General features: G+C 72.9%; 13 protein-coding genes. 8 read left to right on the forward strand and 5 right to left on the reverse strand.

The features are described from left to right. Window position 1 precedes the first annotated feature (1 nt). On the reverse strand, window positions 2-2,200 hold the full coding sequence (gene glgX, locus ACYVDA_RS13945) for a glycogen debranching protein GlgX (protein ID WP_460818992.1): 2,199 nt from the start codon (window positions 2,198-2,200) through the stop codon (window positions 2-4). A gap of 120 nt (window positions 2,201-2,320) precedes the next feature. Here glgX and ACYVDA_RS13950 point away from each other — a divergent pair, with 120 nt between their 5' ends. The 4 genes from ACYVDA_RS13950 (at window position 2,321) to ACYVDA_RS13965 (ending at window position 5,517) form a co-directional block, all read left to right on the forward strand. After that, complete coding sequence (locus ACYVDA_RS13950; protein ID WP_460818994.1) at window positions 2,321-3,100, forward strand: enoyl-CoA hydratase/isomerase family protein; 780 nt, start codon at window positions 2,321-2,323, stop codon at window positions 3,098-3,100. 88 nt (window positions 3,101-3,188) lie between these two features. Beyond that, window positions 3,189-3,557, forward strand: coding sequence for a hypothetical protein (locus ACYVDA_RS13955; RefSeq protein ID WP_460818995.1), 369 nt, complete (start codon window positions 3,189-3,191; stop codon window positions 3,555-3,557). A gap of 186 nt (window positions 3,558-3,743) precedes the next feature. After that, window positions 3,744-4,526, forward strand: a complete 783-nt coding sequence (locus ACYVDA_RS13960; RefSeq protein WP_460818996.1) for an electron transfer flavoprotein subunit beta/FixA family protein — start codon at window positions 3,744-3,746, stop codon at window positions 4,524-4,526. Between the two features lie 28 nt (window positions 4,527-4,554). Next, the gene (locus ACYVDA_RS13965) at window positions 4,555-5,517 is read left to right on the forward strand and encodes an electron transfer flavoprotein subunit alpha/FixB family protein (protein WP_460818997.1); all 963 of its coding nucleotides are present in this window, start codon (window positions 4,555-4,557) and stop codon (window positions 5,515-5,517) included. A 76-nt stretch (window positions 5,518-5,593) separates the two neighbouring features. On the opposite strand, the gene ACYVDA_RS13970 is transcribed toward ACYVDA_RS13965, so the two are convergent. After that, window positions 5,594-5,938, reverse strand: coding sequence for a GntR family transcriptional regulator (locus ACYVDA_RS13970; protein WP_460818998.1), 345 nt, complete (start codon window positions 5,936-5,938; stop codon window positions 5,594-5,596). A gap of 225 nt (window positions 5,939-6,163) precedes the next feature. Here ACYVDA_RS13970 and ACYVDA_RS13975 point away from each other — a divergent pair, with 225 nt between their 5' ends. From ACYVDA_RS13975 to ACYVDA_RS13990, 4 genes are all read left to right on the forward strand, one after another. Continuing rightward, window positions 6,164-7,432 (forward strand): cysteine desulfurase family protein, encoded by a 1,269-nt coding sequence (locus tag ACYVDA_RS13975; RefSeq protein WP_460818999.1) that lies wholly within the window; start codon window positions 6,164-6,166, stop codon window positions 7,430-7,432. 32 nt (window positions 7,433-7,464) lie between these two features. Beyond that, window positions 7,465-8,613, forward strand: coding sequence for a tRNA 2-thiouridine(34) synthase MnmA (gene mnmA, locus ACYVDA_RS13980; RefSeq protein WP_460819086.1), 1,149 nt, complete (start codon window positions 7,465-7,467; stop codon window positions 8,611-8,613). After that, window positions 8,610-9,584, forward strand: a complete 975-nt coding sequence (locus ACYVDA_RS13985) for a uroporphyrinogen decarboxylase/cobalamine-independent methonine synthase family protein (RefSeq protein WP_460819000.1) — start codon at window positions 8,610-8,612, stop codon at window positions 9,582-9,584. The genes mnmA and ACYVDA_RS13985 overlap by 4 nt, the downstream gene beginning before the upstream one ends. A gap of 73 nt (window positions 9,585-9,657) precedes the next feature. After that, window positions 9,658-10,197, forward strand: a complete 540-nt coding sequence (locus tag ACYVDA_RS13990) for a type 1 glutamine amidotransferase domain-containing protein (protein WP_460819001.1) — start codon at window positions 9,658-9,660, stop codon at window positions 10,195-10,197. Window positions 10,198-10,269: 72 nt separating this feature from the next. On the opposite strand, the gene ACYVDA_RS13995 is transcribed toward ACYVDA_RS13990, so the two are convergent. The 3 genes from ACYVDA_RS13995 to ACYVDA_RS14005 form a co-directional block, all read right to left on the reverse strand. Next, window positions 10,270-11,913 (reverse strand): MFS transporter, encoded by a 1,644-nt coding sequence (locus ACYVDA_RS13995; protein ID WP_460819002.1) that lies wholly within the window; start codon window positions 11,911-11,913, stop codon window positions 10,270-10,272. A gap of 6 nt (window positions 11,914-11,919) precedes the next feature. Next, window positions 11,920-12,546 (reverse strand): TetR/AcrR family transcriptional regulator, encoded by a 627-nt coding sequence (locus ACYVDA_RS14000; protein ID WP_460819003.1) that lies wholly within the window; start codon window positions 12,544-12,546, stop codon window positions 11,920-11,922. Window positions 12,547-12,715: 169 nt separating this feature from the next. Then, window positions 12,716-13,555, reverse strand: a complete 840-nt coding sequence (locus tag ACYVDA_RS14005; RefSeq protein WP_460819004.1) for a hypothetical protein — start codon at window positions 13,553-13,555, stop codon at window positions 12,716-12,718. Window positions 13,556-13,585 lie beyond the last annotated feature (30 nt).

A 13,585-nucleotide genomic window follows, 5' to 3' on the forward strand; every position in this document is an offset into this window, starting at 1 on the left:
CTCAGGCCTGCTGCAGGAGCACCAGCGAGCGTCCGGCCAGCGGCAGGGCGTCGCCGGCGCTCAGCCGGGTCCCGTCCGGGACCCCCGGGTCGGTGGAGAGCACGACCCGCCCGGCCTGCACCCAGTCGTTGACCGGCAGCGTGACGGTGCGGGGGTCGGGGGAGGCGTTGACCCAGAGCATGAAGCTGCTGTCGCGCTGCTGCTCGCCGTGCGGTCCGGGGGAGCGCAGCGGGTCGCCGGAGACGAACATCCCGACCGTGCGCAGGTCGTGGTCGTGCCAGTCCTCCGGCGTCATCTCCCGCCCGGCGGGGTGCACCCAGGCGAGGTCCTTGGGGCCGCCGACGATGCTGGGGCGGCCCTCGAACCAGTGCCGCTGGCGCAGTGCCGGGTGCTCGCGCCGCAGCCGCAGGGCGGTCCGCGCGAGCTCGTAGACGTCGAGCCACGCGTCCTCGGCCCGCCAGTCCACCCACGAGACCGGACCGTCCTGGCAGTAGGGGTTGTTGTTGCCGCCCTGGGTCCGTCCGCGCTCGTCGCCCGCGGTGAGCATCGGGACGCCGTTGGACAGGCACAGGGTCACCAGCAGGTTGGCGGCCTGTCGTCGCCGCAGCGCCTGGACGTCGGGATCGTCGGTCTCGCCCTCGACGCCGCAGTTCCAGGACCGGTTGTCGTCGGTGCCGTCGCGGTTCTGCTCGCCGTTGGCCTCGTTGTGCTTGCGGTCGTAGGAGACCAGGTCGCGCAGGGTGAAGCCGTCGTGGGCGGTCACGAAGTTCACCGAGGCGTACGGCGACCGGCCGTCGTCGAGGTAGAGGTCCGAGGACCCGGCCAGCCGCGTCGCCACGGTCCGCACCCCGTCGGTCTTCGCGCACCAGAAGTCGCGCATCGTGTCGCGGTACTGGTCGTTCCACTCCGTCCAGGGCGCCGGGAACTCACCCACCCGGTAGCCCTCGGCCGAGACGTCCCATGGCTCGGCCACGAGCTTCACGTGTCGCAGCACCGGGTCCTGCCCGATGGTGGTGAGCAGGTGGCCGGTCATGTCGACGGCGTGCCCCGTGCGCGCCAGCGCCGACATCAGGTCGAACCGGAACCCGTCCACGTGCATCTCGGTGACCCAGTAGCGCAGCGAGTCCATGATCAGCCGCAGCATCATCGGGTCCTCGGCGTTCACGGTGTTGCCGCACCCGGTGACGTCCCAGTAGGTGTCCGGGGCACGACGCTCGGTGGGCTGGGCGGAGACCCGCTTGTAGGCGCCGAGGTCGTCGAGCCCGCGGAAGCTCAGGGTCGGCCCGTCGACGCCGGCCTCGGCGGTGTGGTTGTAGACGACGTCGAGGAAGACCTCGATGCCGGCGGCGTGGAAGGCCTTGACCATCTGCTTGAACTCGGTGACCTGCTGGCCCCGGTCGCCCGAGGAGGAGTAGGCGTGGTGGGGGGCGAAGAACGACAGCGAGTTGTAGCCCCAGTAGTTGCCCAGCCCGTGGGCCGAGAGGTGCGCCTCGGAGGTGAACTGGTGCACGGGCAGCAGCTCGACCGCGGTGATCCCCAGGTCGCGCAGGTAGTCGGTGACGACCGGGTGGGCCAGGCCGGCGTACGTGCCGCGCAGCTCCTCGGGGACCCGGTCGTGCAGGGCGGTGAAGCCCTTGACGTGCAGCTCGTAGACGGCCGTGTCGCGCCACCGGGTCCGGAGCCGGACGTCCCCGCTCCAGTCGAAGGAGTCGTCGACCACGACGCTGCGGCCGACGTGGGCCGCGGAGTCGCGGTCGTCGCGGTCGTCGAGGTGGTCCTGGCCCAGGTCGTCGCGGACGTGGCCGTAGACCTCCGGGCTGGTCGTGAACTCGCCGCTGACCGCACGGGCGTACGGGTCCTGGAGCAGCTTCGCGGGGTTGAAGCGCAGGCCCTGGTGGGGGATCCACGGACCCTCGGCGCGGAAGCCGTAGCGCTGACCGGGAGCCAGGCCGGGCAGGGCGCCGTGCCAGATCCCCAGGCTGCGCTCGGTCAGGGGGTAGCGGGTCTCGACCTCACGCTCGCCGGGGTCGTCGGGCCCGCCCGGGGCGTCGTCGAACAGGCACAGCCACATCGCGGTCGCGTCGGGGGAGTGCACGGCGAAGTTCGTGGACTCCTCGCTCCAGGTCGCTCCCAGCGGCCAGTTGTGCCCAGGCCACACGGGCACCGACTCGCCCTCGGCCGACCACTCTCCAGGTGTCACCCGCTGATTGTCGCCGCTCCTCGACATCGGCGCCGGGGTTCGGCGCGGTCCGGCTAGGCTCCGAGCAGGTCCGCCCGGGGTGGCGGGCGTCACAGGCCCCACGTCAGCTGAGGAGCGCGCATGTCGGAGTTCGTCCGTCTCGAGGTCGAGGACGGGGTCGCCACGTTGCGGCTGGACCGCCCGAAGATGAACGCGTTGAACGTGCAGGTGCAGGAGGAGATCCGCGCCGCCGCCGCGGAGGCGACCGAGCGCGACGACGTCAAGGCCGTGGTCGTGTACGGCGGGGAGCGGGTCTTCGCGGCCGGCGCCGACGTCAAGGAGATGGCCGAGATGTCCTACACGGACATGATCAAGCGCTCCCACGGCCTGACCTCGGCCTTCACCGCCGTCGCCAAGATCCCCAAGCCCGTGGTGGCCGCGATCACCGGCTACGCGCTGGGCGGCGGCTGCGAGCTCGCGCTGTGCGCCGACGTGCGCTTCGCCGCCGACGACGCGACGCTGGGCCAGCCCGAGGTGCTCCTCGGCATCATCCCCGGCGCCGGTGGCACCCAGCGGCTGAGCCGCCTGGTGGGCCCCAGCCGCGCGAAGGACATCATCTTCACCGGTCGCTTCGTCAAGGCCGACGAGGCGCTGGCCATCGGCATGGTCGACCGGGTCTTCCCGGCCGACCGGGTCTACGAGGAGGCCGTGGCGTGGGCGCGGCAGTTCAGCACCGCCGCGTCGTACGCCGTCCGGGCCGCCAAGGAGGCCGTCGACCGGGGCCTCGAGGTCGACCTGGACACCGGCCTGGAGATCGAGCGCCAGCAGTTCGCCGCCCTGTTCGCCACCGAGGACCGTGCCCTGGGCATGGGGTCGTTCGTTGAGCGCGGACCGGGCAAGGCCGAGTTCGTCGGCCGCTGACCCCCACGCACCCGCAGCACCCGCTCGTCCCGCCCAGCCAGCTCAGCCCGCCCGCCCAGCCCGGCCGAACCCTTTCCAGGAGCCCACCGTGTCACCCAGAGTCCGCACCGACGACAAGTCCAGCAAGCGATCGACCGCCAGCACCGACGCCGTGCGGGCCCAGGCGGCACGCATCGTCAAGATCGTCTTCACGGTGCTGGCCACGATCCTGGCGCTCGGGGCGATCCTGGTCGTGCTGCGCAGCAACATCAACGAGAACAACGCGATCGTCAAGCTGATCACCGACATCGCCGAGGCGGTCTCGGGCCCGTTCAGCCGCACCAACGGCATCTTCGACTTCTCGGGCAAGAACGCGGTCCCGAAGAACGCCCTGCTCAACTGGGGCCTGGCGGCGATCGTCTACCTCGTGCTGGGCCGCGTGATCTCCAACCTGCTCGCTCCCAAGACCACCCGCTGAGGCGTTCCGGACCCCAGCCGCAGCGCCGCCGCTCCGCAGCGGGCCTGTGACTGACCCCACCCACCGGATCCGTTTCTGCGTTGGTGACTCGGCGGTAACCTCGGCCGAGGAGCCTCACTCCCACCCGCATCTACGTTCAGGAGGGGCCCTGCCCAGGGCCGATCGAACATGAACATTGTCGTCTGTGTGAAGTACGTGCCCGACGCCACGGCTGACCGGCACTTCGAGTCCGACCACACCGTGGACCGCGCCGGTGTGCCCGGTCTGCTCTCCGAGCTCGACGAGTACGCCGTCGAGCAGGCCCTGCAGCTGAAGGAGAAGGCCGAGGGCGAGGACGTCACCGTCACCGCGCTCTGCGTCGGTCCCGACGAGGCCACCGAGGCCATCAAGAAGGCCCTGCAGATGGGCGTCGACAAGGGCGTCCACGTCGTCGACGACGCGATCGCCGGCTCGGACTACCTCGGCACCTCGCTGATCCTGGCCGCCGCGGTCAAGAAGATCGGCGAGGAGGGAGTCGTCGACCTCGTGATGTGCGGCATGGCCTCGACCGACGCCTCCGGCTCGGTCGTCCCGGCCATGCTCGCCGAGCGCCTCGACCTGCCCCAGGTCACCCTCGGCTCGGTCATCGAGCGCCAGGGCGACCAGGTCCGGATCAAGCGCGACGGAGACACCTCCACCGAGGTCATCGGCGCCACCACCCCGCTCGTGCTGTCGGTCACCGACCAGTCCGGCGAGGCCCGCTACCCCTCCTTCAAGGGGATCATGGCGGCGAAGAAGAAGCCGCTGGAGACCTGGTCGCTGTCCGACATCGGCGTCGACGCCGGCAACGTCGGGCTGGGTGCGTCCTGGTCCGCGGTCGAGGGCACCGAGGAGCGCCCCCCGCGCACGGCCGGCGAGATCGTCGCCGACGAGGACGGGTCGGGCGCCAAGGCGCTCGTCGACTTCCTCGCCTCCAAGAAGTTCATCTGAGCGTCGACCCCAGGAGATTCGAACCATCATGAGTGAAGTACTCGTCCTCGTCGACCACGTCGACGGCAAGGTCCGCAAGCCCACGCTGGAGCTGCTCACGATCGCCAAGCGCCTCGGCGAGCCCTCCGCGGTGTTCATCGGTGCGGCCGACGCCGCCGCCGGGGTCGCGGAGTCGGTGAAGAAGTACGGCGCCGAGAAGGTCTACGTCGTCGACGACGCCGAGATCAAGGGCTACCTCGTCGCCCCCAAGGCCGAGGTGCTCCAGCAGCTGGTGGAGAAGACCTCCCCGGCCGCCGTCCTGATCCCCTCGAGCGCGGAGGGCAAGGAGGTCGGCGCCCGGCTGGCCATCAAGATCGGCTCCGGCCTGATCACCGACGCGGTCGACGTGCAGGGCGGCGACGGCGGTCCCGTCACCACCCAGTCGGTCTTCGCCGGCAACTACACCGTGCAGGCCAAGGTGACCCAGGGCACGCCGGTCATCACCGTCAAGCCCAACTCCGCGGCTCCCGAGGAGTCCGAGGGCGCCGGTGCCACCGAGGAGTTCGCGGCGACCATCTCCGACGCGGCCAAGAAGGCCAAGATCATCGCCTCCCAGGCCCGCAAGGCCTCGGGTCGTCCCGAGCTCACCGAGGCCGCCATCGTGGTCTCCGGTGGTCGCGGCACCGGCGGTGACTTCTCCGAGGTGGAGGGCTTCGCCGACTCGATCGGCGCGGCCGTCGGCGCCTCGCGCGCCGCGGTGGACTCCGGCTGGAAGCCCCACGCCTTCCAGGTCGGCCAGACCGGCAAGGTCGTCAGCCCCCAGCTGTACGTCGCCAACGGCATCTCCGGCGCGATCCAGCACCGCGCCGGCATGCAGACCTCCAAGACGATCATCGCGGTCAACAAGGACGACGAGGCCCCGATCTTCGAGCTCGTCGACTTCGGCGTCGTGGGGGACCTGCACACGGTCCTCCCGGCCGCCACCGAGGAGATCACCAAGCGCAAGGGCTGAGCTCACCAGGTCCTCGGACGCCCCGGTCGTCCCTCTCGCGAGGGTGCGGCCGGGGCGTCCGGCGTCCCGCCCGGCCTCAGCCCCAGGTGCGGCGCACGAGCTCCAGCGCGGCCTGGAGGTCCAGGCCCAGCTCGCGGGCGCGGACGCCGTAGTCGTGCGCGGCCTGCCGCGTCGCCTGCTCGACCCCGCTGCCGGTGACCACGCTGCCCGCCCGCCCGCGGGTCTCGATCAGCCCCAGCACCTCGAGCTCGCGGTAGGCCCGGGCCACGGTGTTCGTGGCCAGCCCCAGCTCGTCGGCCTGGCGACGCACGGTCGGCAGCTTGGTCCCGACCTCCAGCTCCCCGGCCTCGATCTGCTCGCGCAGGCGCTCGCGCACCTGCTCGAAGGGCGGCGTGGGCGAGGTGAGGTCGACGGTGATCACGAGGGATCCTCCCGGGGGCGGCGGGGGCGGCGGGGGCGGCGGGTGGGGCGGGATGGGGCGGGATGGGGCGGGACGGGGTGGGTGCGCAGGTCCACACTTTCGTGTAGCGGACCGACCACGGCAAGCCCCGGAGGGGGCTGGTGCCTGCACAGATGTGTGGGCGGAGCGCACCGGGAGCCCGGGCCCGGACGACGGCGCCCTGCCCCCGCGTAGGCTTGGCCGGCGATGACCGTCTACCTCGACCACGCGGCGACGACGCCGATGATCCCCGAAGCCGCCGCGGCCATGACCGCGCAGCTGACCCGGGTCGGAAACGCGTCCTCGCTGCACGCCTCGGGCCGCGACTCGCGCCGGGTCTTGGAGGAGTCGCGCGAGCGGGTCGCCCGCGCCCTGGGCTGCCGCCCCGGTGAGGTGGTGTTCACCTCTGGGGGGACCGAGTCGGACAACCTGGCGGTCAAGGGCCTGTTCTGGGCCCGCCGCGCGCAGGACGCCCGGCGTACGCGGGTGCTGAGCACGCCGATCGAGCACCACGCGGTGCTCGACCCGCTGCAGTGGCTCTCCACCCAGGGCGCGCGGGTGGAGCTGGTGGCGGTCGACCGCGTCGGTCGCATCGACCTCGAGGCGCTGCGCCGCACCATCGAGGCCGACCCCGGGAGCGTCGCGCTGGTGACGGTGATGTGGGCCAACAACGAGGTCGGGACGGTCCAGCCGATCGCCGAGGTGGTCGCGCTGGCGCACGCCCACGGCATCCCGGTGCACACCGACGCCATCCAGGCCCTGGGCCAGCTGCCGCTGGACTTCGCGGAGTCCGGGGTCGACGCGATGACGGTCACCGGCCACAAGGTCGGGGGTCCGTACGGCGTGGGCGCTCTCGTCGTGCGCCGTGAGCTCACCCCCACGCCCCTGCTCCACGGCGGCGGTCAGGAGCGCGACGTCCGCAGCGGCACCATCGACACCCCGGCCATCGCCGGGTTCGCGGTCGCCTGTGAGCTCGCCGTCGACCGGCAGCCCGCGCTGGCCGCTCGCCTGGAGGACCTCCGCTCCCAGGTCGTGGAGGGCGTGCGCCGGGTGGTGCCCGACGCGGTCCTCAACGGCGACCCGGAGTCCGGCCCCGACCACCGCCTGCCCGGCAACGTGCACTTCTCCTTCCCCGGCTGCGAGGGCGACTCGCTGCTGATGCTGCTCGACGCCCGCGGGGTCGAGTGCTCGACCGGGTCGGCGTGCGACGCGGGCGTGCCGCAGGCCTCCCACGTCCTGCTGGCGATGGGGGCGCCCGACGGCTTCGCGCGCTCCTCGCTGCGCTTCTCCCTGGGCCACACCTCCGGGCCGGCCGACGTGGAGGCGCTGGTCGAGGCCATCGGTCCGGTCGTCGAGCGCGCCCGCAACGCCGCGCTCTCCTCGCGCTCGGGTCGCTCCCGCCGCCCGCCCGGCCGCACCCCGGCCGCCGGTGGCGCCACCCGGCCGCGCACCGACGCCCCGCGGACCCCCGCCTGATGGGCGCCGGCCCGAGGCACCCCGTCGCACCCCTGCGCGTCGTCGCCGCCATGTCGGGCGGCGTCGACTCCGCGGTCGCCGCGGCCCGCGCGGTCGAGGCCGGTCACGAGGTCACCGGCATCCACCTGGCGCTGTCGCGCAACCCCGCGTCGTACCGCACCGGCGCGCGCGGGTGCTGCACGATCGAGGACGCCAACGACGCTCGGCGGTCCGCGGACGTCATCGGGATCCCGTTCTACGTCTGGGACCTCAGCGAGCGGTTCCACGAGGACGTCGTCGAGGACTTCCTGGACGAGTATGCCGCCGGCCGCACCCCCAACCCGTGCCTGCGCTGCAACGAGCAGATCAAGTTCGCCGCCGTGCTCGACCGCGCCCTCGCGCTCGGCTTCGACGCCGTCGCGACCGGTCACTACGCCACGCTGGGCACCGGCCCCGACGGTCAGGTCGAGCTGCACCGGGCGGTCGACGCGGGCAAGGACCAGAGCTACGTCCTCGGGGTGCTGACCCAGGACCAGCTCGCGCACTCGCTGTTCCCGCTCGGCGACACCCCCAAGGCGCAGGTCCGCGAGGAGGCCGCCGCCCGCGGGCTCGCCGTCGCGGCCAAGCCCGACAGCCACGACATCTGCTTCATCAGCGACGGCGACACCGGCGGCTGGCTCTCGGAGAAGCTGGACGAGGTGAACCGCTCCGGGGAGATCGTGTCCTCGGCCGGTGAGGTGCTCGGGACCCACGAGGGCTCCTGGCGCTACACGATCGGCCAGCGCAAGGGCCTGCGGGTCGGGACCCCCGCGGCCGACGGACGGCCGCGCTACGTCCTGGACATCGAGCCGGTCTCGGGCACGGTCACGGTGGGGTCGCGCGAGGAGCTCGCCGTCGACGGTCTCGAGGCGATCCGTCCCCGCTGGTGCGGCACCCCGCTGACCGGTCCGCTGGAGTGCACCGTCCAGCTGCGGGCCCACGGGGGCGAGCACCGGGCCGTCGTACGACCGACGGCCGCCGGTCCCGAGGGCGCCGAGGACGCCGAGGGCCTCGAGGTCGACCTCCTCGACCCGGCCGAGGGGATCGCCCCGGGCCAGGCGGTGGTCGTCTACGACGGCAGCCGTGTGGTCGGGTCGGCCACGATCGCGCGCACGCGCCGGGCCGCCTCCGCCGAGCGCGCCACCGCGACGGCCCGCCCGTGACCGCCACCGCCACCGGCGTCGGGTCGATGCCCGGGGAGGACCTCGCCGAGTCCCTGCGGACGGTGCGGGGGAGCCTGCCCGACCTGCCGCACCTGCCCGAGCTCCCCGACCGCGGCACCATCGCGGACCTCAGCGGACGGGCGCTGGCCACGATCACCGACCTCGGCTTCGACCTGCAGCCCGCCGGGTGGCGGCTGACCGACGCGCCCGGTGTCGACCACCGACGCGCGCGCTCGCTGCTGGCCCAGGACCTCGACGTCCTCGAGGAGCAGACCCAGGGCTGGACGGGTCGGTTCAAGCTCCAGCTGACCGGGCCCCTGACCCTGGCGAGCCTGGTGGAGAAGCCGCGCGGCGACAAGGTGCTCGCCGACCACGGGGCCCGGCGCGACCTGGCCCAGGCGCTGGCCGAGGGGCTGCGCGGCCACCTGGCCGACGTGCGCCGCCGCCTGCCCGGCGCCGAGCTGGTCGTGCAGGTCGACGAGCCGGCGCTGCCCTTCGTGCTCGACGGCGCCGTCCCGACCGCCTCGGGCTTCGGCCGGCACCGCTCGGTCAAGCCGCCCGAGGCCTCGCAGGCCCTGGAGTGGTTCGTCGAGGCGGCCGGCGAGGCGCTGGTCGTGGCGCACTGCTGCGCCGCGGACGCCCCCGTCCCGCTGCTGCGTGGCGCCGGGGCAGGGGCGGTCTCGGTCGACCTCGACGTGCTGCCCGCCCGGGCCTACGACGAGGTCGCGACCGTGCTCGACGAGGGCGGCCAGGTCTACCTCGGCGTGGTCCGGTCCGCAGGTCCCCGGACGCCCACGACCCGGGCGGTGGTCGAGCGGGTGCGCCGGTTCCTCGACATGCTCGGGTACGACGTCGAGGAGGTCGCCGACCGGCTGGTGCTCACCCCGGCGTGCGGGCTGGCCGGGGCCACTCCGGCGTACGCCCGGGAGACGCTGCGCGTCCTGGCCGAGGCCGCTGCCGAGCTCGGCTGAGAGGCGATTGGTCGCCTGGACGGCGGGTACGGGCAGGGGGACCGACCACAGTCTTCCCCCGAGGAGCTCTTTCATGAACGACCTGTCCGGCAAGAAGATCGCCATCATCGCCACCGGCCACTTCGAGGAGGCCGAGCTGGTCACGCCCCGTGACGAGCTGGCCCGGGCGGGCGCCGAGGTCAAGGTCTACTCGACCACCACCGACCCCATCCAGGCGGTCGAGAACGACACCGACCCGACCCAGCAGGTGTCGGTCGACGGCACCTTCGGCGACCTCGACGTCGCCACGATCGACGCCCTGGTCGTCCCCGGCGGCACCGTCAACGCCGACACCATCCGTCAGGACGAGGACGCCCAGGCGATCGTGCGCGAGGCGCTCGAGAGCGGCAAGCCCGTCGCCGTGATCTGCCACGCGCCCTGGCTGCTGATCTCGGCCGGGGTGGCCGAGGGCCGCACGCTGACCAGCTTCGCCAGCGTGGCGGTGGACCTGAGGAACGCCGGGGCCACCTGGAAGGACGAGGAGGTCGTGATCGACGGCAACCTGATCACCAGCCGCGACCCCGACGACCTGCCCGCCTTCGTCGAGGCGATCAGCGACGCGCTGGTGGGCTGAGCCCCACGGCGTACGACGACGGCCGCCGCACCCCGGTGAGGGGTGCGGCGGCCGTCGTGCTGCTCGGTCGTCCTAGTGGGCGATGACGGGCTCGGGGCCCTCGGTGGCCATCTCCTGGTGACGCACGCTCAGGAAGATCCACACGATCGCCGAGGCGGCCCACATCATGATCGCGCCCACGATGAACGCGTGCGTGGCGCCGGTGGTGAACGCCGCCTGCCCGACGACGTCCTGGAACGCCGCCGCGCTCTTGCCCGAGGGAGCGGGGGCGCCGCCCGGGGTCGCGGCGCGGAGGGCGGCACCGATCGTGGAGGCCTTGTCCTGGGTGAAGTGCACGGCCACGGTCGACAGGGTCGCCAGGCCGAGGGCGCCACCGACCTGCTGCATGGTGTTCAGCACACCGGAGCCGATGCCGCTGTCGCGCGAGCCGACGCCGTGCACGGCCGCCAGGGTCATCGGCACGAAGACCATGCCCATGCCCACCGCCATCACGACGATGAAGGGGAAGATCGCGGTCCAGTAGTTCACCGAGTCGCCCAGCTTGGCCCCGCCGGCGGCCGCGGCCCGCGAGATCGCGGACGCGGAGTCGTCGACACCGATGCGGCTGAACATGAACAGCGAGAAGCCGGCGAGCAGGGTGCCGACGCCGGCGATGAAGCGCGGGTCGATCTTGGCGACCAGCTTGGAGGAGATGGTGGCGCCGGCGACGATGCCGAAGCTGAACGGCAGGAAGGCGAAGCCGGTGCGCAGCGGGCTGAAGCCCATCACGTTCTGCACGAACAGCGAGAGGAAGAAGAACATGGAGAACATCGCGGCCGGGACGATCATCATGGTCGCGAAGGCCGTGGCCCGGGTGCGGTTGGCCAGGATCCGGAAGGGCAGCAGCGGGTGCTCGACGCGACGCTCGATGGCCACGAACAGGGCCAGCAGCGCGACGCCCACGACGATCGAGACGACGGTCCAGGTGTCGGTCCAGCCGTAGCGCTGGTCACCGGCACGGGACAGGCCGTAGACCAGGGCGACCAGGCCCGCGGTGCCGGTGACGGCGCCCGGCAGGTCGAGCTCGCCGGGGTGCGACTCGGACTCGGCCAGCAGGCGGGGAGCGGCGAAGGCCGCGGCCAGGCCGATCGGCACGTTGATCAGGAAGGTCAGGCGCCACCCGTCGACGGTGCTGCCGAGGATGTCGGGCGTCAGACCGGTCAGCCAGCCGCCGAGGATCAGGCCGACGGCCGCGCCGGCGCCGGACATGGCGGCGTAGATCGAGAACGCGCGGTTGCGCTGGGGCCCGGCCGGGAAGGTCGTGGTGATCAGCGCGAGGGCCGCGGGGGAGGCGATGGCCGCGCCGAGGCCCTGCAGGCCGCGCGAGGCCAGCAGCATGGCCTCGTTCTGCGCGAGCCCGCCGATGCCCGAGGCGAGGGCGAAGATGACGACGCCGATCATGAAGACCTTGCGGCGACCGTAGAGGTCGCCCAGGCGTCCACCCAGCAGCAGCAGGCCACCGAAGGCGAGCGCGTAGCCGGTGACGACCCACTGCAGGTTGGCCTGGGAGATGTTCAGGTCGTGCTGGATGAAGGGCAGCGCGATGTTGGCGATCGTGCTGTCGAGCACCACCATCAGCTGGGCGATCGAGATGAGCACGAGGGCCCACCCGAGGTGGCGTGGGGCTCCCTCGTCGCGCGTGGTGGGCGCGGTCGGGGCCGTGGAGACGTCGGTCATGGGTTCTCAGGCTTTCTGGTGGGAGGCGGTGGGGGCGGGGACGCAGAGTCCGACCGCCGGGAGGATCACGTGGTCGATGACGCGGGTGACGGTCTGCTCGTCGGGCGGGAGACCCAGGACGAACGAGCGGTGCAGCAGGATCCCGGCCAGGGCCGGGGCGATCACGTCGACGTCGGTGTCGGCGGGGATCTCGCCGCGCGCGACGGCACGGCGGTAGATCTCCTGCGACACCGCGACCTTGGGGGCGATGAAGGCCTCGCGGAAGCGGGCCGCGAAGTCGGCGTCGCTGGCGAGCGCCGTGATCACCGACCCCATCAGGACGGTGGCGTCGTTGCCACCGGGACCGTGGTGGCCGCAGAACGTGCTGACCAGGTCGCCGCGCAGGGTGCCGGTGTCGTGGTGCCCGACGACCGGTGCCTGCTTGGCCCGGACCATGGCGTCCACGACCAGGCTGGGCTTGTCGGCCCAGCGCCGGTAGAGGGTGGCCTTGCCGGCGCGCGCCGCCTTGGCGACGGCGTCGAAGGTCAGTCGGTCGTAGCCGACCTCGAGGAGGACCTCCAGGGTCGCCTCGAGGATCTCGTCCTCGCGGTCACCCTCGATGCGGGGGCGGACCGACGGCGTGGCTGGTGTCACGGTGCACCTCCCGGGCGGATGGGTCGGATGGAACGGAACGGTTTCGTTCCATCGGGGCCCAACCCAGGGTGCCGCACGAACATTCCCGCGGCCTCGGTGGTCTAGTCGCGGGTGGCCCAGTGGCCCGGTCGTGCAGAGTTGGGGCGCTGTGCTTGGGGGCGCCGGCGGCTCAGGGGAGGGCGGTGCTGCTGCCCGACCCGCTGGTGGTCGGGGTGCTCCCGGGGTCCTGCGTGGCGGTGGCCGAGGGGGTCGGCACCGTCGGCGTCGGGGTCGGGGCGCCGGTCGAGGTCGGCTGCTCCGTCGGGGTGGCCGTCGGCGTGCTCGTGGAGGACGGCGTCGGGGTCGGCGTGGGCGTCGGCGTGCTCTTCTGCGGGGCCGACGGCGCCTTCCTCGTCGAGGAGTCGCCGCCCAGGACCGTGCCGACCGTGCTGCCCGAGCCGCCCTTGCCGACGTAGGAGGCGAAGGTGCGACCGGTCAGGGTCTCGAAGCCGGTGATCGCCGCCGTCGCCAGCAGCATCACGGCCACGCTGGTCAGCAGGACCTTCTTCCACGGCAGGGCCCAGCGACCCGGGAGCGGGCCCGGGTCGGTCCCGTCGGTCCCGTCAGGACGCTCCTGGTCCCGGGTGGTCCCCGTGGCGCCGTCGCGGCGGCGCAGCGGGCCCACCGAGACGGTGCGGGGGAGCCCGTTGGCGGCCAGGGTGGTCTGGCGCACGACGGCGGCCCGTCGGCGTACGGCCTCCTGGGTGCGGCGCAGCCACCAGGTGTACGTCGTGGCGCCCACCGTCGCGATCACCGAGCCTGCGGCGACGCCGATCAGGGTGCCGGCCGTCCCCGCCCACGAGGCGAAGAAGGCGCTGGAGACCGCGGCGAGCGCGCTGCCGAGCACCTGCGCGGGCGAGAGCTCGAGCCGCGTCGGGCGGGGGGCGTCCGTGACCGTGGTGCTGGTGGCCGTCGGGTCCGTCGGGGTCGTGCGGGGCTGTCGTGTCGTGGTCGTGTCCTCGTGGGTCATGAGTTCCTGGGGGATCGGGTGCGCGTACCC

The sequence above is a fragment of the Nocardioides korecus genome (assembly GCF_054778395.1).

Coding starts and splice junctions, on each gene's coding strand:
- ACYVDA_RS13950 (WP_460818994.1), top strand. CDS start 2,321: ATGTCGGAGTTCGTCCGTCTCGAGGTCGAGGACGGGGTCGCCACGTTG.
- ACYVDA_RS13975 (WP_460818999.1), top strand. CDS start 6,164: ATGACCGTCTACCTCGACCACGCGGCGACGACGCCGATGATCCCCGAA.
- ACYVDA_RS13965 (WP_460818997.1), top strand. CDS start 4,555: ATGAGTGAAGTACTCGTCCTCGTCGACCACGTCGACGGCAAGGTCCGC.
- ACYVDA_RS14005 (WP_460819004.1), bottom strand. CDS start 13,555: ATGACCCACGAGGACACGACCACGACACGACAGCCCCGCACGACCCCG.
- ACYVDA_RS13990 (WP_460819001.1), top strand. CDS start 9,658: ATGAACGACCTGTCCGGCAAGAAGATCGCCATCATCGCCACCGGCCAC.
- ACYVDA_RS13995 (WP_460819002.1), bottom strand. CDS start 11,913: ATGACCGACGTCTCCACGGCCCCGACCGCGCCCACCACGCGCGACGAG.